At 60.6% G+C, this 19,225-nt stretch carries 18 protein-coding genes and 1 pseudogene; 1 reads left to right on the top strand and 18 read right to left on the bottom strand.

Annotated elements, in window-relative coordinates; genetic code table 11:
- Window positions 1-3: 3 nt before the first annotated feature.
- From ABXS05_RS34445 to ABXS05_RS34415, 7 genes are read right to left on the bottom strand one after another with little or no spacing between them, the layout of a single operon-like run.
- On the bottom strand, window positions 4-681 hold the full coding sequence (locus tag ABXS05_RS34445) for an amino acid ABC transporter permease (RefSeq protein ID WP_367627034.1): 678 nt from the start codon (window positions 679-681) through the stop codon (window positions 4-6).
- Window positions 678-1,322: an amino acid ABC transporter permease gene (locus ABXS05_RS34440; RefSeq protein ID WP_367627033.1), complete on the bottom strand. Its 645-nt coding sequence runs from the start codon at window positions 1,320-1,322 to the stop codon at window positions 678-680. The genes ABXS05_RS34445 and ABXS05_RS34440 overlap by 4 nt, the downstream gene beginning before the upstream one ends.
- On the bottom strand, window positions 1,319-2,116 hold the full coding sequence (locus ABXS05_RS34435) for an amino acid ABC transporter ATP-binding protein (RefSeq protein WP_367627032.1): 798 nt from the start codon (window positions 2,114-2,116) through the stop codon (window positions 1,319-1,321). Before ABXS05_RS34435 ends, ABXS05_RS34440 begins: the two co-directional genes overlap by 4 nt.
- Entirely contained in the window at window positions 2,113-4,152 is a 2,040-nt protein-coding gene (locus ABXS05_RS34430) for an oxidoreductase (protein WP_367627031.1), read from the bottom strand. Before ABXS05_RS34430 ends, ABXS05_RS34435 begins: the two co-directional genes overlap by 4 nt.
- A gap of 1 nt (window position 4,153) precedes the next feature.
- Window positions 4,154-4,939 carry an adenine nucleotide alpha hydrolase family protein gene (locus tag ABXS05_RS34425; RefSeq protein ID WP_367627030.1) on the bottom strand — a complete coding sequence of 262 codons (786 nt, stop codon included), beginning with the start codon at window positions 4,937-4,939 and terminating at the stop codon, window positions 4,154-4,156.
- Window positions 4,932-6,251 (bottom strand): electron transfer flavoprotein subunit alpha/FixB family protein, encoded by a 1,320-nt coding sequence (locus ABXS05_RS34420; protein ID WP_367627029.1) that lies wholly within the window; start codon window positions 6,249-6,251, stop codon window positions 4,932-4,934. The genes ABXS05_RS34425 and ABXS05_RS34420 overlap by 8 nt, the downstream gene beginning before the upstream one ends.
- Window positions 6,248-8,155: a DUF3483 domain-containing protein gene (locus ABXS05_RS34415; RefSeq protein ID WP_367627048.1), complete on the bottom strand. Its 1,908-nt coding sequence runs from the start codon at window positions 8,153-8,155 to the stop codon at window positions 6,248-6,250. The genes ABXS05_RS34420 and ABXS05_RS34415 overlap by 4 nt, the downstream gene beginning before the upstream one ends.
- A gap of 357 nt (window positions 8,156-8,512) precedes the next feature.
- Here ABXS05_RS34415 and ABXS05_RS34410 point away from each other — a divergent pair, with 357 nt between their 5' ends.
- On the top strand, window positions 8,513-9,001 hold the full coding sequence (locus ABXS05_RS34410; protein WP_068284995.1) for a MarR family winged helix-turn-helix transcriptional regulator: 489 nt from the start codon (window positions 8,513-8,515) through the stop codon (window positions 8,999-9,001).
- A 95-nt stretch (window positions 9,002-9,096) separates the two neighbouring features.
- Here the strand turns inward: ABXS05_RS34410 and ABXS05_RS34405 are convergent.
- The 11 genes and pseudogenes from ABXS05_RS34405 to ABXS05_RS34355 form a co-directional block, all read right to left on the bottom strand.
- A pseudogene (locus ABXS05_RS34405) lies at window positions 9,097-9,779 on the bottom strand (IS5 family transposase).
- A 221-nt stretch (window positions 9,780-10,000) separates the two neighbouring features.
- Entirely contained in the window at window positions 10,001-10,687 is a 687-nt protein-coding gene (locus tag ABXS05_RS34400) for an NADPH-dependent F420 reductase (RefSeq protein ID WP_367627028.1), read from the bottom strand.
- A 72-nt stretch (window positions 10,688-10,759) separates the two neighbouring features.
- Window positions 10,760-11,527 (bottom strand): SDR family NAD(P)-dependent oxidoreductase, encoded by a 768-nt coding sequence (locus ABXS05_RS34395; RefSeq protein WP_367627027.1) that lies wholly within the window; start codon window positions 11,525-11,527, stop codon window positions 10,760-10,762.
- A 65-nt stretch (window positions 11,528-11,592) separates the two neighbouring features.
- Window positions 11,593-12,291 carry an NADPH-dependent F420 reductase gene (locus tag ABXS05_RS34390; protein WP_367627026.1) on the bottom strand — a complete coding sequence of 233 codons (699 nt, stop codon included), beginning with the start codon at window positions 12,289-12,291 and terminating at the stop codon, window positions 11,593-11,595.
- Between the two features lie 188 nt (window positions 12,292-12,479).
- The gene (locus ABXS05_RS34385) at window positions 12,480-13,391 is read right to left on the bottom strand and encodes a LysR family transcriptional regulator (RefSeq protein WP_367627025.1); all 912 of its coding nucleotides are present in this window, start codon (window positions 13,389-13,391) and stop codon (window positions 12,480-12,482) included.
- 144 nt (window positions 13,392-13,535) lie between these two features.
- Entirely contained in the window at window positions 13,536-13,907 is a 372-nt protein-coding gene (locus tag ABXS05_RS34380) for a DUF427 domain-containing protein (protein WP_367627047.1), read from the bottom strand.
- A 117-nt stretch (window positions 13,908-14,024) separates the two neighbouring features.
- Complete coding sequence (locus ABXS05_RS34375) at window positions 14,025-14,435, bottom strand: nuclear transport factor 2 family protein (RefSeq protein ID WP_367627024.1); 411 nt, start codon at window positions 14,433-14,435, stop codon at window positions 14,025-14,027.
- Between the two features lie 94 nt (window positions 14,436-14,529).
- Window positions 14,530-15,327 (bottom strand): NADPH-dependent F420 reductase, encoded by a 798-nt coding sequence (locus ABXS05_RS34370; protein ID WP_367627023.1) that lies wholly within the window; start codon window positions 15,325-15,327, stop codon window positions 14,530-14,532.
- 326 nt (window positions 15,328-15,653) lie between these two features.
- Entirely contained in the window at window positions 15,654-16,535 is an 882-nt protein-coding gene (locus tag ABXS05_RS34365; RefSeq protein ID WP_367627046.1) for a LysR family transcriptional regulator, read from the bottom strand.
- 210 nt (window positions 16,536-16,745) lie between these two features.
- Entirely contained in the window at window positions 16,746-17,132 is a 387-nt protein-coding gene (locus ABXS05_RS34360; RefSeq protein ID WP_367627022.1) for a hypothetical protein, read from the bottom strand.
- 277 nt (window positions 17,133-17,409) lie between these two features.
- Window positions 17,410-17,847 (bottom strand): hypothetical protein, encoded by a 438-nt coding sequence (locus tag ABXS05_RS34355; protein WP_367627021.1) that lies wholly within the window; start codon window positions 17,845-17,847, stop codon window positions 17,410-17,412.
- Between the last annotated feature and the right edge of the window lie 1,378 nt (window positions 17,848-19,225).

The raw sequence follows: 19,225 nt of genomic DNA, 5'->3' as shown, positions 1-19,225 counted from the left end.
CGTTTAACGTCGCGAACGGGCTGCAACCTTGTGTTCGATCCAGCCGACCAGAAGGGAGGCGGGAATGCAGATGGCCGCGAAAATGCCTCCGGTGAGGGCGTAGGCGGCAAAATTGCGGAAGGTTGTGGCGCCGATGTCTGTGGCTTGAGCCATGATTTCCGGCAGAGCGATCGCAAAGCACAACGAGGTGCCCTGAAAGACCAGAACCGCAAAGCCCAGCAACGCTGGCAGCGCTACCCAAAATCCCTGCGGCAAGATCACATAGCGGAAGGTGTCCCAGTCCGACAGGTTGAGCGCCTGGCTGGCCTCGCCCTGCCCGGCGGGCACTGCCTCCAGCCCCCCCCGAATGATTTCCGAGGTATAGGCGCCCGTACTCCAGGCTAGACCGATGATTGCCGAGGTCATGGAGGAGAGTACCAGCCCGCTTTGCGGCAAGCCTGCATAGAAGAACTGAAGCAGGACCAGTGCTGGCGCCCCCCGTCCGACTTCTACCAGGAACAGGGTAAGATAACGCAGCCCACGCACGCGCGAGCGTACGGTTACCGCCCAGATCAGGCCAAGCGGCACGCCGAGCGCCAACGTGATCGCCGTCAATTGGAGATTGACGACCAACCCGTCCCATAGTTGCGGCAACCAGGAGTTGATCGTTGCCCAATCGGTTCCCATCCAAAGCTTGATCATCGTGCCAGCCTCCGCTTGAGCGTTTCGCCCAGATTTCGGGATAGCCAGGCGATAGGCAGGCTCATCAGAATGTAGGCGGCGCCGACGAGGCCAAGGACTTCCAAGCCCCTATACGTCATCTCGGTGACGTAGCGCCCTTGGAAGGTCAGCTCCTTCAGACCGACGGTGGATGCAATGGCTGAATCCTTGAGCAAGCCCACAGCGTAGGTGGCAATTGCAGGCAGCGAAAATATGAACATCTGCGGCAATGTCACGTCACGGAAATGATGCCAGCGTGACATGTTGAGCGCCGTTGCCGCCTCATGCTGCCCCACCGGCACGGCAATGAAACCGCCGCGATAGATCTCTGCCATGTTGACGGCACTGATGAGACCGAAAGTCATGATTGCCGCAGTGAACGGGTCCATCTGGACGAGATCGGCGCCGACGCCGAAGAAAATCAGGAAGATCCACACCACCGGCGGCACGGAACGTACAAGAGCTATGAACACGATGGTCAGGATGCGGAGCGGCGCAAATGGGGCCGTACGGGCGAGCATGATTGGAAAACCCAGCACCATACCAAGTGCGAGCGCGGCCAGCGTCACCGCGATGGTGAGTGGAACGCCGCTGAGGATCAGCCAGAAATACTCCCAGGTCATCGCTCATTCACCGCGCGCAGGAAACGGCGAGCCCGTTCGGTTTGCGGATTGGGGATGACCTCGCGACTGGGGCCTTCCTCTATGATGGCACCATCGGCCATGACCACCACGTGGTCCGAGACGTTCTTGGCAAAGCTCATCTCATGCGTAACGACGATCATGGTCATGCCGGAGTCGGCGAGTTCACGCATGACGCCCAGAACCTCCAGCCCCAGTTCCGGATCCAGAGCCGAGGTCGGCTCGTCGAACAGCATAACCTTGGGCCCCAGCGCCAATGCTCGAGCGATTGCGATGCGCTGCTGCTGACCGCCCGAGCATCGCGATGGATATTGGCTCGCCTTGTCGGCAAGGCCCACTCGCTCCAAGAGGCGGCGCGCGACGTCCTCGGCCTCCTTCTCGGAGCGTCCGAGTACGCGAACCTGCGGCAGAGTGATGTTTCGCAGGACGCTCATATGCGGGAACAGGTTGAATGACTGGAACACCATGCCGAGGTTGCGGCGTAGCTCGCGCACGCGCCGCTTGTTGTCGTCCTTACCGACCTCGATCTGGGTGTCGGCTACGGTGATAACGCCGCTGCTGGGCTGCTCGATGTAATTGAGACAACGCAGCAGGGTCGACTTGCCCGAACCACTTGGGCCGATGATTGCCAGCACCTCGCCTTCGCTGACCCGAAGATCGATCTGCGGCAGCACGAGATGATCTCCATAGCGCTTGCTCATCCTTTGGAGAGAAACCAGAGTCTTGCCGCTGCTGGCCACGGTGCTGCTCCATGTTTTGATCAAGGTCTTTGTCATAAGGGCCGTACGAGCCGGGCGGCTTCGTACATAGAGGCGTGGACGTTCCGGCTTAGAACCGCATCACCGATGCGGTAGAGTTCGAACTTGCCGGCCGGATTGGTGGCCACCGTCTGCGGCTGGAGAGCAATAAAGGCCGCCTGATCCAGTTCCCCCTGGTTGCGCGACTGCGGCTTGAGAGCGAAGTAGATGTCCGCGACCGGCTGCGTGCCCGCCTCGTAAATGATCTGATCGACTTCGCGTTCCTCTTCACGATCCGAATGCACCTCTCGCAGTACCGCGATCAGAGCGTTCCCATCGAGATAGACCTCCATCAAGTCGAAGCTTGGCGACATCACCGTATTGCGTTCATAAAGACGCTTCATGAAGTTGACGCGCGCAGTACGTCCAATCTCTTCGCCGATCATCTGGTCAGGCGTCGCGATCTCTACGATACTGCCGCGCTGGGTGATGAAGTCGGCCGTCGTTGCCGCGACATGAGTGCCGGTAACGTCAAACAACAAGACGTTCTTACCGGGCGCCTCCTTACCGGAGAGAATATCGCGGGCGCTGACCGCCTTGTCGATGCCGGGAACATCCGGCACAGTCGGTTTGCCTCCGGTGGCAACGATCACGACGTCCGGCGCCTCGGCAAGTACCGCGTCAGGTGTCGCCGAACGACCGGTGCGCAGGTCAACGCCGAGCTTGCGAACCTGCATCTCCAGCCAGCGCACGATGCCTGCCATGCCGGCACGCCAGTCCACCGCCGGGGCAAGATTGAGCTGACCGCCCGGTTTGTCGGCCGCCTCGAAGAGTACGACCTTGTGGCCGGCCTGGGCCGCGGTACGCGCTGCTTCCAGACCAGCCGGCCCCGCACCGACGATCACCACCTTGCGAGGATTGGCACTCCGAGCGACGTCATGGCTCATCGTCTGTTCGCGAGAGGTGACGACGTTCTGGATGCACAGGGCATCCTTGCCCTGGCCACCGCGGTCGATGCAATAATTTGCGCCGATGCACTGGCGCACATCGTCCTCACGGTCCTCCATGAGTTTGCGCACGAGGTGGGGGTCGGCGATATGGGCCCGGGTCATTGCCACCATGTCGACATGGCCTTCCTCCACCGCGCGATTGGCCGTGGCCAGGTCCCGGATCGCGGAAGCGTGAAAGACCGGAATGTCGATTTCGGCCTTAACGGCACTCGCCAACTGCAGGAAGGCTGCGGACGCGAAGCTCATGTCCGGAATCATCGCCTGTAGACCCCGGAAGTCGTCGCCGTGCGCCTGATAGACATTGATGAAATCGATCAGACCGGAGTTGCAGTAGCCAGTGATGACATCCAGGCATTCGCTCTGGGTGAGGCCACCACGCAGCAGTTCGTCGCCCGCGACACGCAGGCCCAGCACATAGTCATCGCCCACCGCTTCGCGGACCGTCTCCAGTACCTCGCGGCCGAAGCGCATACGGTTTTCCAGGCTGCCGCCATATTTATCTGTGCGCCTGTTCAGCATCGGGGAGATGAATGCATCGATCAGGTGATGAGCGGCAGCGATGATCTCGCAGCCGTCGAGTCCCGCCTTCTTCAGGCGGACCGCCGCATCAGCGAAGTTTAGAAACACGCGCCTGAAGTCAAAATCCTCCATCTCCTTGGCATAGTGCCGATGCATCGGTTCGCGGGTGGAGCTTGGATTGATCAGCGGCAGCCAGTTCGCACCGTCCCAGGCGCCACGCCTGCCGATATGCGTGATCTGACACATGATGGCGGCCCCATGAGCGTGCACGCGCTCGGCGAACTGGGTGAGATAGGGCAGCACCCGGTCTTCGCTGACCGAAATCTGGTTGAAGGACAGCGGGGAATCCAGCGCCACCGACGAGGAGCCGCCGAACATGGTCAATCCGATGCCGCCCTTGGCTTTCTCGACATGGTAGAGCTGATAGCGCTCGCCGGGCATGCCGTCTTCCGCATAGCCCGGTGCATGAGAGGTGGACATGATGCGATTGCGAAACGTGATGTTCTTGATCGTCAGCGGTTTCAGCAATGCTTGATATTTGGCCATGCTACCCGGCCCTTTCTGGCGGTGCGTGAATGGTGGAGGTGGAATTGCCGGCACGCATAACGCCTGCCTGCTGCAAGAAAGCGCGGATCTCGGCCGCGGCCTCGGAGGGTGGGACACCTTGGACGATGCGCTTGCCGCCCATGCTGTCGGGTCCCGCGAAGATGCGAGCGGGACGTATGCGAAAAGGACGCAGCGTCCAGCTGGCACGCGCGGCGTCAATGGAGGCGCCAGCCCGATGGATCAGGATCTTGCCCTGCCGGGTTCTGCCCCAGGCGACCTGCAGCGGCGCCGATGCGGCCGCACCGACCGCGAGGACGGCGCCGGCGGTCAACCGAAAGCGACGGCGTCGGCCAGCCGGTTCGGCGGCCAGAACCGTCAGGCCGTTCTCCTCACGCACCAGATCGGTGACATTGGCGATGCAGGGCATGCAAAGATCCTGCGCGATCAGATAGGGCAGCATGCCACTGCCTTCGCCATGTTCGGCAGTCGTGCCGCACAAGACGATGTCGGGCGAAGCGGTGCGTAAGGCGTCTGCAAGCACCGGCACCGCATCATCGGCTTGGGTGAGAGGGCCAAGCACCGTGAGCGTATCGAGACCCATGCCGAGATAGTCGCCAAGCGCGGGCTCGTCATGTTGGCCGGCATGGAGCACAGTCAGCACCGCCTCCTTTTGGGCGAGGGCAAGCGCCAGACGCAGCGCACGTGCATCGCTGTCGGCAGCACGCGAGCGACCTGTTACCGGATGACGCCCGGCCGAAAGCAATACGGCAATCGATAGGTCAGCCACGGGCGCTCTCTCCGTTTTCAAGCAGAGCGGCCAGCACGGCGCCAGCGTCGGCGACAATGGCAAGATCCGCACGAGCCAGTATAGCGGCGTGAGGATCGGTGTTGACGGCCACGACATGTGCGCAGTCGCGAATGCCCTCTAGATGCTGTGGGGCGCCCGAGATGCCGAAGGCAACATAAGCCTGGGCTCGCGTGATGTGGCCGGATGCACCCACCTGTCGATCACGCGGCAGAGCCCCTGCATCGCATACCACCCGGCTGGCGCCAATCGTCGCCGACAGCGACCGTGCAACTGCACCGAAAAGCCTAAGATCGCGTACGCCGCCACCGGCACTGACGACGAACTCGGCCTCTTCGAGGGCAAGCCGTGATACGTCGGCGACTTCGATTCCGTCATCGGTGACACCCGCTGGGTCGCTCGTCACGCCCTGTACCATCAAGGTCCGAGCCTCTCGACGGGCGACTGGCGTTGTTGCCTTGCAGGCGCTGGCCGTGAACGTCGCGACGGGTGGCAGCGACCGGGCATAGTCGTGTTGCCGATCAGCAGCGGGCACCAGCACTTCGTTTCCGCGTAGTTGCACGATCCCAATCGCGGGGCGCACGCCCAACCGAGTGGCAAGAAAGCGGGCAAGATCGTTGCCGGCGTCCGAGCTTGGCAAAAGCACATGTCGGGGCTTCAAATCGCCACACAGAGCTGCCAACGCGGATCGGCGCTGGAAAATACCCGCATTTTCGAATGTCACCAGCCGGTCGGCGCCGGCCCGTCCGGCGTCACGTTCGCTAGCGCCAATGCGGCAGAGTACGATAGCCTCGCGTGGCCCAGCGAGAAAACGAGCCAGCCCGATCAGTTCCACCTCGGCCTGCGGCCAGGTCTCGCGGGCGAAAGCGACGACGACGATATGGCTCTCGGGCTCCTCGACGCGTACGACATCGGCATCGTCGCGCGCCTCAGCCTCGGCCGTGTCTGCTCCGCCGGGCCGCATGGGAGTACGTGCATCATCCCTGTGAGCGGCCGGACCTCGCAGGGTTCGGCGCCGACGCGCGGGCGCGGCTGGGAGGACGGCTTCCTCACCCTGTGTCTCCTCCTGGGCCCGAGACAAGCGAAGGCGGCCCGCAGGTCGTGGGTCAGAGCGAATGGCTGTATTATTTCGACGCACCCTGGTCGGAGCTTGTGCGGTTTCGACGTTCGGCGTTGATGTGGTTGATGTGACGGTCGCGACCTCTTCCATCGCTGCGGCGTCGCTACGGTCGGCGCAATCCGGCTCCTCGATGCGCTCGGGCGGCTTTCCTCTGTTGATGCGTGTGCGGCTCATGCGCGGGCCTCCACCGCTTCGAGGAGGAGTTCGGCGATGTCGCGCACGGGAGGGTGTTCACCGGCAACGCCTTCGAGCATCTGTACACAGCCAGGGCAAGCAACGGCCAAAACCGGCATGCCGGTAGCGATAGCCTGTTCCATGCGCATGTCGGGAATGCGCCGCTCCGAGTTGATTATCGACAGCGCGCCGCCACCGCCGCCACCGCAACAGCGTGAACGTGTGCGGCTGTGTTCCATCTCAGCAAGTTCAAAACCGATGGCACCCAGCACGCGGCGCGGCCCGTCGAACTCGCCGTTGTAGCGCCCCAGATAGCAAGGATCGTGGTAGGTGATGCCACCAGTGGCCGGACGAAGTACGCGAAGCCGCCCTGCAGCCACCAACTCGTCCAAAAGGTCGGTGTGGTGACGCACCGTATAGCGTCCGCCAAAAGCCGGGTATTCATTACGCAGGCAGTGGAGGGCATGCGGATCGATAGTGACGATCTGTCGGAAGCGATAGTGGGCCAGCGTCGCGATATTGGCCTTGGCCAACATCTGAAAAGAATGCTCGTCACCAATCCGGCGGGCAAGGTCGCCGCAGTCGCGCTCCTCCACACCCAAGGTCGCAAAATCGACCCGCGCCTCACGCAGCAAATGCACGAGAGCGCGGAGCACCGTCTGGCCTCGCCGGTCGAACGCGGCTTCCGACAGCCACAACAAGGTATCGGCGGACCCTGTTACGCTGATAGATGGCAGCTTAAGATCCACGGCAAAATCGAGACGCGTGGCAGGGTCGGCGCCGCCGACCGTGTCGGTCATCCGCAGATTGGCGAGCGCTTGTACCGACTTTTCCGGCGTAGCCCCCCGTTCCAATGTCTGAAAGCGACGCATGTCAATGATGGCATCGACGTGTTCGATCAGCATCGGGCACTCCTCGACACAGGCGCGGCAGGTTGTGCAGGACCACAATGTCTCGGGGGCGATTGCCGCCTCGCTCTCAGCCACCAATTCCTGCCAGGCATCGGTCGAACGCCAGCCATTGCCGTGGCCCGGATGCGGGCTTCCACAATAGTCGGGCCGCGCCGACACCGCGCGCATGCTGGCCGAAAGGTCGGCAATCAGCCTCTTGGGATTGAGCGGTAGTCCCGCCGCGAAGGCCGGACATGCAATCTCACAGCGCCCGCACTGCACGCAGGCATCGAAAGCGGCAAGTTGCTTCCAACTGAAATCCGCCGGGGAACCGGCGCCAAGGCGCGGAGCCTCGAGGTCGAGCGGCTTCAGGTCACTCGCGCGGCCCGTAAACCGCTCGGAACGAGGGTGGTTCACCAGGTGAACCGCACCAGCAAAGGCGTGGCGCATCGGCCCACGAGCGATCATGGTTGCGAGGCAACACAGACCTGCAGCGCCGGTCAGAACGAGGACGACGGCCAAGAGCCTGTCGGGCCATCCCGCCGGTACCAAGGCAATCAAGGCCGCGCCAAGGAAAAAGGCGCAGGCGAGGGAAAAAAACAAGCGCAGCCGCGCCCAGATACCGCCAGACAACCGCTTCGGTCTGGCTAGGCGCCGCCGATACTGCAGAATGATACCTGCACCTAGGCCGGCGACCAGGAACAAGCATGTTCCCGTCATCGCAAGTACAAGCGCACCCGGCGCGCGCGCCAGGACAAGTGCAGCGTTGAGGGGAGATAGAAGAAACAGGCCTATGATGCTGCCTGCTGTCAAAGCATGCATGCGCGCAGACAATGGTTCGCGCGCGACGCGATCATGGATATCGCCGAAATAGCGTGGAAGGAACCGAGGGATGCTACGCCATTCGATAGGCGACTTGCTACCGGCAGCCCACAATCGAGAAGGCTGCAATATTTCAATTACTATTATGACAATTGTAATCGCAGATATAGCGATGACAGCATAGCTAGACATAATGGTAAAGACCAAACGTTATCGTTCACCGGACACATGCCCGGCGTTCGGCAACTTTCGGTCGCCCCTCTGTTATTTATAATATCGTTCCATCTGGAACCATTCTCGATAATCAATTTGATGTCAATATGGTCTGTGCAGATTTTTAAGGCGCCAAACTGCTGCATTTCCGGACAAAGCAAGCCCAAGCAATTGACAATCAGCGACCGATCGCCAAGTTCACGGATGGTACGCCACCGGCCCGTCGTGCTCAGACCTGAAAGACGGGTCCGAGCGTTGTGGAGACGCCATTGCGCAGACAGCCGAAGCCGGCATACAGACATGCCGGCCAGCCCCTGATTGAGACCAAAAGAAGCGATGAATTTTAGCGCCGAGAATTCAACTGCCCTTGACGTAACGAGTCTGTGCCGCGATCACGCGTTCGCCGAAGCACTGACCATCTGCCTTTGGGCCAACTACTGGTCGCATCGAACGATTACCGCTACGGAAAACAGTTTCGGTCTCAATCGCGACGATTGCAATGTGCTGATCACCCTGTGGCGCTACCGGCAACTAACCGCGAGCGAAATCGCCCAGCTCAATGGCAGGCCGAAGAACTCCATTGGACGGGCGGTCAAGCGCCTGACGGAGAAAAAACTGGCGCAAATCCATGCCGACAAGGTGGATTCGCGAAAGAAAAACCTGCGCCTTACCGCCGATGGTCTTGCCATGATGGAGCGCCTGAAGCCGATCTTTATCGATCGACAGGAAGATATGCTCTCCCGTCTCGACAAGAACCAGCGAAAGATCGTGCGGGATCTACTATTTAAAACGTTCGTCGATCTGCCGGCCTGGCAGGTCGATTGACCCTAGCAAAGCAGGAGCCGTTCACCAAGCACTGCTGCCGGAGGTGTTCTATTTCGTGGGCAGCCCTTGAGCGGCTTCCGCGTTACGGCGTCGACTCATAAACTCAGGCACCATATTCTTGCGGCGACGAGCTTTACGGCGGCGAGGTAATTTTCCGGACGCTTGTCATATCGGGTTGCGATGCCTCGGAACTGTTTGATCCTGTTGAAGAGGCGTTCCACGAGATTGCGTTGCCGATAGACCCAGCGCGAGAATACGTAGGAGCCCTAGCGGTTTGTCTTTGGCGGAATATTGGCCCAGGCCTTTCGCTCGACGGCCCTGGCCCGGATAGCATTGCTGTCATATCCCTTGTCGGCCAGCAGGATACCTCCTTCACCCAGTTCGTCTGTCGACGCGTCGGCCTGGGTGCAGTCAGCAACCTGTCCGCCGGTCACACGCAGGTTGACGGGGCGCCTTCGGCGTCGACGAGCGCGTGGATTTTGCTCGTAAGTCCGCTGCGGGAACGTCCCATGTCACCATCGTAGGCCGCCGAGACGGCTTCGAGAAGCCGATCCCATACTCCGGCTTTGCGCCAGCGCACAAAGCGGTTGTAGCAGGTGGTCGGCGGGCCATAGCGCTCCGGAACCTCCGCCCAGGGCGAACCCGTTCGAAACCGCCAGAGGACGCCATTCAACACTCGCCGGTCATCGGCTCGGGGAATGCCACGGGGCTTGGTGGGCAACAAAGGCGAGATGATTGACCATTCGTGGTCGGTGAGTTCGTAGCGACGACGCGTCAACAAGGCCTCCTTATTTGGAAACCTTGAATCACAGCGGCCCATAAACGACCAGATATTTTATGAGTTTACGCCGTAGTTCAGCAAGCTTCTCCCCTTTCAAATCGACCACTCCGACATTGCGCAGTCTCTGGCAAGGCGCAACACGATAGCTCGGCCGATACCCTGGCCCGCCCCTGTCACGAGGACGACCCGTCCCTCTGGCTGCATATCCATCGGACCTCCTAAGGTTTGCCGATGCTACTGCTGGGCGCAGCACGAAACTCCGGCTTTCGCTCGGGACTGGCTTCGGCAAGTGCTTTACGGACGCCTTCCGTATCGAGATTGGCGGCGTATACCGGCGTGCCGGGCTGCTGACGCCAGGACTCGTCAAGTTGGCCGGCGTCGACACCGTCAAATCCGAGTTCGTCGAAGAGGCGGATGACTTTCGCCTTATGGGCCTCATCGTCGCCCGAAACCGGCAATGCGATGCGGCCCGGTGTGCCCGCAGGCTTGCCTCCATCAAGGAGACTGCGCCAGTGCAGGTTGTTGATTGCCTTCAGCACCGGTCGTCCAAGGTGGTTGGCCACCCAACGGCTTTCAGCCATACCCTCTTCGATTGCATCGATCCGGCCATCGCGCTCCCGGGGATAATAATTTCCGGTGTCTACGACGGCAACTTCGGGACTGACGCCTTCGAAGAGGTTCTTCGGTAGTTCGGCAATCTTCCACACCGGTATTGCAACGAAGACGACGTCACCGCTGCGCGCTGCCTCGATGACGGTTACCGCCGTGGTGCCTGTCTCGGCAACAAGATCTACAAGCGACTCAGGGCCGCGCGAGTTCGCGATGAAAGCTTGGTGGCCCAACTTCGACAACCGGCGGGCCAGCGAACCGCCAATTTCACCAGATCCTATGATTCCAATCTTCATCAGCGGTCTCCCAAGCTATGGAATGGTTGACGTGAGTCTGCGGGACAGTCGGGATGCCGCGCTTTACGACGATCAGAGCCTGTAGCCGCCGCTCGCTTCGATCACCTGCCCGGTAACCCACCGGCCTTCGTCCGAAGCTAGAAAAGCCACGACCGCGGCAATCTCTGAGGCTTCACCGAAGCGGCCGAATGCGGTGTCTGCTTCGATGGCCTTCACAGTGTTGGCATCCTCCCGGACGGCAGCATTCATGTCTGTTCGCGTCCAACCCGGCGCCACGGCGTTCACCGTGATTCCGCGCGGCCCAAGCTCCATCGCGAGCGCATGAGTGAGATTGTTGATAGCCGCCTTAGCCATCGAATAGATCGGCACCATCGGTTGCGGACGCGTGGAAAGGCCCGACGAAATGTTGATGATGCGTCCGCCATCGGAGAGACGGCTCAGCGCCGACTGGACCATGAAGAACGGCGCCCGGGCGTGCACGGCGACCATGGTGTCCCAAGCGTCCGGCGTTGCATCCGATAAACTGCCCCAACCTGAATTGCCCGCATTGTTGACGAGAATGTCGAGCGTCTTGCTGCCTTCCCGTTCCGTAAGCTCGCGGTCGAGCTCATCGAACAAGCCCGGAATAGACCCAGCGTCAGCGAGGTCTGCGGGCAGCGCAAAAGCGGTCCCGCCCGCCTTCTCGATGGCTGCCACCGCTTCCTCAGCGCCCGCCCTGCTTGTATTGTAGGTGATAGCCACAGTCGCGCCGTCGGCCGCGAGCCGCTCAGCGATCGCCCGGCCGATGCCGCGTGATGCTCCGGTCACGAGAGCGGTTTTCCCATTGAGCGTTAGCGCCATTAAGGTTTTCCTCTGTAAAGCGAACTGCGATTTCAGTGAGTTTGCGGATGAGCCGGCGCCCCGGTTCAGGCGATGCGTTCGCGCCTGATCGGGCCGGGACTTGCCTCGACCACCGTGAGAGCCAGGCGGACGAGGTCAGCATCGCCGCCATACTCGTGGTCTGCGATATGATGCAGGAGCACGCCAGCCTGTTCGAGCTGCCGGGCACCGCTGAGTGGGCCGGCATTGACGGGCTTAAACCCAGCGTCAGCGATCAGACCTCGCGTGACCTCCCTGGCTGCGGCGTCGTCGGTTACGTAGAAGATGTCGGGCTGCAATGGCGTTGCTGACCAAGCCGCCGCTTCGAGCGCCGGAGCCGCCATCAGGTTGAACGCCTTGACGATACGGCCATTCGGCAGCCGCCGTTGCAGGTCTTCGGAGGTCGAGCTGTTGCGCATGAATTCCAGATCATGGAAGTGCACGAAGTCGGCAGTGACGCCGAGCGGGTTCATGGTCTCGATCACGACCTTACCGTCGAGCGCGTCGCCAACCTCGCGCACGATCGCCTCGACCCGGGGCCAGTAAACGGAGAAAAGAACAGCCTCACCGAATTCCGCAGCCTCGCGGATCGTGCCAAGCCGAGCCTTGTCGCCCAGTTCCGCAAGTAATGGCGCGATCTTCCGGTCCTCACCGTCCTTCGCGATAACGAGTTCATGACCTGCAGCGGCCCAGGCTCTTGCCAGACGACTGCCGATATTGCCGGCGTTCAAGATTCCGATCTTCATTAGATATCCTATTCACTTCAACGTTCGCGCGTCCTTGCGGAGCGGTTCGGTTGGAAGGTAGGATATCTCCCGGGAATGGATTAGATGCCCGACGAACCCCAGTCTGTTGTTCGCGCGAGCAACAATGGTGAACCAGCGCTCGGTCGCCGGGACGGTCTGGAGCGCAATTTTGAGCTTCAGCGAGGGCTTCAGAGCAGGCTGGCGTTACTATCATCCCCGAAAGCATCGCGGCAAAGGTCAACGAAGCCACGTACCTTCGGATCCATGTAGCGCGTGGAGGCAAAAACGGCGTGAACCGGCATCGGTATGCTTGCCCAACCCGGCAAAACCCGAACCAGGCTTCCCTCCGTCACATGTGGCTCAGCCATGAACTGCGGAAGTTGCGCCACTCCCAAACCGGACACGGTCAGGTTCTTTGCCGCAACGATGTTATCCAGCGCGCAGCGTGGCGCCTGCGAAATCTTCTCTGTTGCTTGGCCGTTGACAAGGGTCCAGTTCGCACGGCCGCTGGACGTTTTCATAACGAGGTCGTGGCGCTTTAAATCGTCGACGGTTCGGAGCGCCGCACCTTCCTTCAGATATGCAGGCGCGGCATAGAGACCGTAAGTTATCTCTCCAAGCTTGCGGGCCGACAGATCAGAATCTTGCAAGGTGCCAATGCGGATCGCGACATCGATCCCCTCATGAATGATATCGACGAACCGAATTGAGTATACCGCTTCCACCGTGACCTTCGGCCACTTGGACAAATAGGCGGCGATCCAATTGTCGACGCGTGTTGTGCCGAACTCTGGCGTCGCTGTGATCTTAAGACGGCCCTTGGGCTCCTGACTCTGCTGGGCGACCGCGGCTTGGGCCGCCTCTGCGGCGGCGAGGATCGAAGAGGCGCGTTCGAAATAGTCCCTTCCGACTTCCGTCACGCTGAGGCGGCGCGTCGACCTGTTCAGCAGCCTCGCGCCGAGCTTTTCCTCGATCCGCTGCACGATGCGGCTCACCCGAGCCTTGTCAGTCTCAAGGCGATCGGCCGCGGCGGTGAAGGACTCCTCCATCACCACTGCAACGAAGACCTGCATTTCGGAAAAGCCGATTGTTGATGTCATAGACAACATTCTGTCACGCGCCGCCTGAACCATCAATCAGCGCGAGACCCACATTCCCGCCATTAATGGGATGAATATGGATGTAGTGTTGTAATCGGAACAACAACAGAATCCGACTGATTTGCTGGGTCAATGATCCAGCTTTCAATCGGGAGGCACTATTTCGATGGCATCGACGCGGTCCGGGTAAAACGCGAGGTATCCCTTAATGATCAGCATGTGGTCGAAAGGGGCCTCGTAAGACCAGGCGATATCCCTGGCGGCGCCACTTCGCGCGCTGAAATAGCTGGCGTCGCCCTTGTACGGACAGTGGGTGCTGGTGTCGCTCGGGCTGATTTCGCTCATCGCGACGTCGGCGCGCGGGATGTAATAGACCGGATTGAGGCTCGCCTCCTTGAGGATGAGGGCATCGCGGCTGTCGGCGAGGATGGCATCATCCAGCTTGACGACAACCCTCTTCCCCGCCGGAGCGATGGTAATCGGATGGTCGGGACCTGGCTTTCTTCCACCTTGCATGTCGTGTTCCTTTTTGCTTGCCGGCGGTGCGCAAGTCTCGCGCCGCGCCTGCTTGTCGAGGCGTGCGCGCATCCGGGCGTTCGTCCGGCCGTAGCCCGCGGAATGGATCTGGTGTGCCTACTGCTCGATTGGAACTAGACGCATCGCCTTCCCGCCGAGCTTCGGAACGAGCCGCTGCTGGACCGCGACGACGGCGGGCAGCGGACGCCACGCGATAGTCATGGTCTCGATTCGGCCGTCCTCGCCCAGGCGGACGTGGTCGAACGCGTCGATCACGTGGTCCTCGAACCGGATGGTGAGGATCGCGATGACGTTGGCACCGTCGCGCATCATCATCCTCGGCTCGAAGGCGTCGATCGTGGAGAGCAGTTCGGTGAGGACGGCGGTGACACTGGCCCGCCCCTTGAAGGGCATGGGAAGGATCGGGCTGTTGAGTTCGACGGTGTCGGAAAGATGCACGCTCGCGCGCCCGACGTCGCCCTGGTGCATCGCCTCGAGGAAAGGGGTGAGATGGTCTTCGCTCGGCATCGCTCTGGTTCCTGATACGTGCGGTCCGGCGGGGGCTGCGGGCCTCCCTCAACCGATAGCCGGACGCACCTCGGATGGAGCGTCCGGCAGGGGGTCACTTCGCGACGGTCGCGGCGCTTGCCTGGGCCATGAAGAGGTCGACATGGACCTGCGGCATGCCCTCGAACGTGCCGCCGATGGGCGACGGGCGCTCTGCCTCGTCGATCAGGCGCTGAGCATCCTGGCGCGACACGGGCGTGCCGGGATGCGTGTAGGCGCGCTCGGCTTCCGGACCGGTCGCCTGCAAGTCTACCTTCGGAGCGTAGGTCCAGAAGTAGATCGGCGTGCTCGGTTCGATGCGCCAGCTATCCGCGAGCGAACCCGCGTCGATGGCATCGAAGCCGATCTTGTCGAAGAACTCGGTCACCGCCCGCTTCGCGCCGGCGTCGTCGCCGGCGATCGGCAGCGTCGTGCGGTTCGCCGAACCCTTCGGCGTCGCGTTGGCCTTCATGTGGAGCCAGCTCAGGTTGTGGAAGCCCTTGACGACCTTCGCCCCCGGCAGACGCTGCTGGATCAGCTCGCTGGAAGTCAGCTCTGCCTTGTCGAGGACGTCGTTGTTGCCGAAGGCGGGATAATAGTTCGTCTGGTCGAGTACGACCTTGCCCGCGAACTTGTCGGCGGGCAGCTGTTCGGAGGCGGCGATCGGGATCGAGAGCGTGACGATGTCACCCGCCGCAATGGCCTCCGCGGTGGTACCGGCGCTCGCCAGCGGACCAAGCTCCTCGATCAGGTCCTTGATGGTGTCCGCGCCGCGGGAGTTGCTGATCACCACCTTGTAGCCAGCTGCGGTCGCGAGGCGCGCGACTGCCTTGCCGACAAGGCCAGAGCCGATGATACCAATTGTCTGTGTCATCTACGTTGTCTTTCTTCATGGGGGTGGTAGCCGCCAACAGGACTGATGCGCCGGTGCCGTCTCGCGCGCCCTCAGACGGCGAGCGCTCCAGCAAGCGACACGAGCGAAGTTATGAATTTGATGGAGGAGTTAACAGTCTGGCCGCGGGCAACAGACTGTTGTCCCTCGAACCTACAATAAATCGCCAGCCGTGCAGGCACACTCAGTCCGCGAACGACAAGAGCGCTCGGAAGGCAAGCGTGATGACCAGATCGTTACGATACCCGGTGACAACCGAACGGCTTCACGCCGTTTAGAATCTAACGCGTGGGGCGCAGCAGATCGTCTCAACTGAAGCCTTCGACATCACTCCTGAAGCCATCGCGGCAGACGTCGACAAACCCTCGCACCTTCGGATCCATGTAGCGCGTCGAAGCAAAGACGGCGTGGACCGGCACAGGAATACGCGCCCAACCCGGCAGGACTCTAGCAAAGCCGCCTTCCGCTACATGCGGCTCGGCCATGTATCTTGGAAGCTGCACGATCCCCAGACCCGACAGCGCCAGGTTCCTGGCGGCCATGGTGTTATCGAGGGCGCACCGTGGTGCGTGCCACACCTTCTCCGTCTTTTCACCATTCACCAAGGTCCAGCCCGGACGGCCGCGCGGCGCATGCATGATGAGGTCGTGCCGCTTCAGATCATCAACCTTGCGGATAGACGCTGCGCTCCTCAGATAATCGGGGGAAGCATACAAGCCGTAGGTCAACTCTCCCAGCCTGCGGGCCGAAAGCTCCGAGTCATCCAACGGACCGATGCGAATCGCCACATCGACACCTTCATGAATGATATCGACGAGACGGTTCGTGTACTCCGTTTCGACGCTGACCTTCGGCCACTTGCGCAAGAATCCAGCGATCCAGCCATCGACCCGCATCGTTCCAAATTCAGCCCCAGCCGTAACTTTCAGGCGGCCCTTCGGTTCTTGAGTCCGCTGTGCCACTGCGGCTTCGGCGGCTTCAGCTGCCGCTAGGATCGACGAAGCGCGTTCGAAATAATCGCGCCCGACTTCTGTCACGCTGAGATGCCGGGTCGACCGGTTCAAAAGCCGCGCGCCGAGCTTCTCTTCCATTCGCCGCACTATGCGGCTCACCCGCGCCTTATCCGTTTCGAGGCGTTCCGCCGCGGCGGTGAAAGACCCTTCGGTCACCACGGCAATGAAGGCCTGCATCTCCAAGAAATCTATTGTTGTCGCCATTACAACAGTTTGTCTTTCTCCGGCTGAAATATCAATGCACAAACAACTGTCACTCTGGGGGACATCGGCGGTAAGCTAGACTGGTAGAATCCAAACGGCTGTCGACCAGTTTCTAGGCTCACAGTATCCAAAAGAGGGTTAAATGACACCGTAGGTAAGTTAGTCAGGTATCATTCATCAATTCTAGGATTTGTCAAAGTCGCCGTTCTGACTTTGTTCGATCGGTGAGCTACCGCCATAGTCTTTGAGGGATTGGGACAGTTCGGGTGTCTGATTGATACTCTGGCGCAGCTGGCGCATATCGTCGGGACTGGTCGAAGCAATCTTCTCGTTCACCCCCTTGCGGATAGGCGGCGGCAATTGGTTGATGCTGACGACCTGCATCTGGGTGATCCGCGCAGGCACATTACCCGGTGCCTGACTAGCGGGTGCTGCATCATTGGCTGGCGCTTCATTGCGCGGAGCCGCGCGCCCTTCCGGCGAAGACTGACTTGCTGTCACCGCCATGGCGACCGAACTGCTCAAGGCGAGCAACGAAGCCGCCACAGCGGCGCATATCGTTTTTCTCATGCCGTTTCCTTCACATCGCTTGGGATTCATTTTGGGCCGGCTCCGCCGGCTCGACGATGGGATCACCTCCGAGCCGAGCGCTCGCCCTGTCGGACTGGACGGCACTCAAGCCCGTAGCAGCCACGCCTGAGCCCATTGCGCAAACCAAAAACTCAAGCGTCGATGCCCGAAGCTCGAGCCGGGCCATGATCGATGTCAGTTGAAGGCAGCCCCCAGGACATCTGCGGAGGCAGCCTTGTTTCCAGGCAGCGCATCTGTCGCCCGCGCTGTCGTCCGATCACCGATTACGGTGGAAAGCCCAGTTCAGGACGTGCCAGAAGATCCCGCCATGCTCCGCTGCACGCAACTTGGCCGCAACCTTCGGTCCAGTCATCGTGCCGCGATACTGGCAATCGCACAGCAGACGATGGGCCAATCCCGGACTGAGTTCAAAATAGGCGCACGCATCGCCTAACGTATCCCCAGCCAGGCCATCGGCGCGCAGGACCGGGTCATCATAGGCAAGCGCGACCGGACCATGGTCGACCCGCAAGCTGCCGCGAGCCGTTTTCGAATAGGTTTCGATGCGCTGGAAAGGTATGAGCGGAACGTCATGCCTATCCAGGAGTTGGGCCCAGCGCTCCCGGCGTTCGGCACGCGTCAGCAACCGGGGCTCGGATTGAAGCGGTAGGATGTCGGCCTTGAGCCGGAGTTCGTCCAGACTTTGATGCAGCATGGAAACCTCCATTGGCTTCGTGATGGCGAAAGCAGCGATGCTTCACACCGGGACCGCCAAGGAGAAGCGTTCGACCACTTCCGCCGCTCCCCGACCCTCTTGTCATGCCCGCCGCTATGGCTTGGGCATGGAATAGCGCTCCACTAGCCGGCATTGTTCTTCGACCCAGGTGCGCATACGTACCAAAAGATCGCCGCAGAGGTCGTAGATCACGACCTCACGCGCCAGGATCGATTGCCCAACAGCATGCATCGCACGCTCATCCATCGAGGCTGGATGTATCTTACCTGCGCCGACCGGGGCTATCCGACCATTCCTGGAGCGGGCCGAGCAATCGCGAACTGATCGATCGCCCCTCTGACTAGGGGTGAGAGGACCAAAGGCCGCATCACCAAGCCAGTACCCACACATCGGAAATTCTCTCTGAGCGAGATAGTTCGGAATGGCTCGGCGTCCGAACACCGATGAAGGCACTTCGTTCCTTGTTTCTGCCCGTCGCGATTGAAATTCTTATGGGTGATACCGAAACTGGTCGACCATGGCTCTTCCACCTACAGAACCAGTCAAAAGGAAAATATATCGTTTTGCGATGGGATGGAATTAACAACAATCATAGGTTGCGATAACGATCGGGGCCGGAGCAGAAACTGCCACTCGGCCTGCCCGCAAACGGTCTCGGCCGGCCCGAAGCCGCGTCCGCCCCGACACGTCCCTGGCTTTCGCAACTGGTTACGGGAACGACATCCCTGATTTGAACCTGCGATTATAAGTGATGGATTTTGCTTGTGGGGCAATAGGCCCAAAACATAAAACCCCGCCAAGCGATAGCTTGAGCGGGGTTTATCGTAGTTTCGTCCGTTATGTCGTGCTGTAGCGTGAGAATTGGTTGCGGGGGCGGGATTTAATCATTACTTGCAACCATTGCGGGCGCACCTTAGCGTACTAGAAAACCTACTTTATGATGATCCTAGGGGATTATTTCGTACTGCAGCGTAGTTTCCTCGTATACTGTGACTGAATGCGCGGATGCCACTAGCCTGCCGGTTGTTTTAACTGTTCGTGTACCTATCATCGGACCAAGGCAACACCCGTCTGAAGCGCAAACGTCCCTTCAAGTTCGTGATACAGATGCACTCGTCCTCACCGGGAAACCCGCCAAATCCAAAACATTGTGAATTTCGGTCAAGCCAAATGGCTTGGGAAGAAGGCCGCTCCAATCGGCATTGGCGCGAGAGAAGGCCACTGCCGCCCCGATGTGATGAGCATCTTTATTTGCGGCCACCGAGATTGCACAACATGCGCTAGCACTACTTTGGCAGATTAAGTGCTTGTTAAGTTATCTGATCAATGCTGATCGCTTGAGGAGGGTCCCGAGCGA

It is taken from the genome of Labrys neptuniae (assembly GCF_040797145.1).
In the GTDB taxonomy this organism is placed as follows: domain Bacteria; phylum Pseudomonadota; class Alphaproteobacteria; order Rhizobiales; family Labraceae; genus Labrys; species Labrys neptuniae.
This window is presented reverse-complemented; position numbering and strand designations above follow the sequence as displayed.

Bases quoted from the DNA above. Each gene is read 5' to 3' on its own strand.
- ABXS05_RS34445 (WP_367627034.1), bottom strand. From the start codon at position 681: ATGATCAAGCTTTGGATGGGAACCGATTGGGCAACGATCAACTCCTGG.
- ABXS05_RS34440 (WP_367627033.1), bottom strand. From the start codon at position 1,322: ATGACCTGGGAGTATTTCTGGCTGATCCTCAGCGGCGTTCCACTCACC.
- ABXS05_RS34435 (WP_367627032.1), bottom strand. From the start codon at position 2,116: ATGACAAAGACCTTGATCAAAACATGGAGCAGCACCGTGGCCAGCAGC.
- ABXS05_RS34430 (WP_367627031.1), bottom strand. From the start codon at position 4,152: ATGGCCAAATATCAAGCATTGCTGAAACCGCTGACGATCAAGAACATC.
- ABXS05_RS34420 (WP_367627029.1), bottom strand. From the start codon at position 6,251: ATGAGCCGCACACGCATCAACAGAGGAAAGCCGCCCGAGCGCATCGAG.
- ABXS05_RS34415 (WP_367627048.1), bottom strand. From the start codon at position 8,155: ATGTCTAGCTATGCTGTCATCGCTATATCTGCGATTACAATTGTCATA.
- ABXS05_RS34410 (WP_068284995.1), top strand. From the start codon at position 8,513: ATGAATTTTAGCGCCGAGAATTCAACTGCCCTTGACGTAACGAGTCTG.
- ABXS05_RS34400 (WP_367627028.1), bottom strand. From the start codon at position 10,687: ATGAAGATTGGAATCATAGGATCTGGTGAAATTGGCGGTTCGCTGGCC.
- ABXS05_RS34395 (WP_367627027.1), bottom strand. From the start codon at position 11,527: ATGGCGCTAACGCTCAATGGGAAAACCGCTCTCGTGACCGGAGCATCA.
- ABXS05_RS34390 (WP_367627026.1), bottom strand. From the start codon at position 12,291: ATGAAGATCGGAATCTTGAACGCCGGCAATATCGGCAGTCGTCTGGCA.
- ABXS05_RS34385 (WP_367627025.1), bottom strand. From the start codon at position 13,391: ATGACATCAACAATCGGCTTTTCCGAAATGCAGGTCTTCGTTGCAGTG.
- ABXS05_RS34380 (WP_367627047.1), bottom strand. From the start codon at position 13,907: ATGCAAGGTGGAAGAAAGCCAGGTCCCGACCATCCGATTACCATCGCT.
- ABXS05_RS34375 (WP_367627024.1), bottom strand. From the start codon at position 14,435: ATGCCGAGCGAAGACCATCTCACCCCTTTCCTCGAGGCGATGCACCAG.
- ABXS05_RS34370 (WP_367627023.1), bottom strand. From the start codon at position 15,327: ATGACACAGACAATTGGTATCATCGGCTCTGGCCTTGTCGGCAAGGCA.
- ABXS05_RS34365 (WP_367627046.1), bottom strand. From the start codon at position 16,535: ATGCAGGCCTTCATTGCCGTGGTGACCGAAGGGTCTTTCACCGCCGCG.
- ABXS05_RS34360 (WP_367627022.1), bottom strand. From the start codon at position 17,132: ATGAGAAAAACGATATGCGCCGCTGTGGCGGCTTCGTTGCTCGCCTTG.
- ABXS05_RS34355 (WP_367627021.1), bottom strand. From the start codon at position 17,847: ATGCTGCATCAAAGTCTGGACGAACTCCGGCTCAAGGCCGACATCCTA.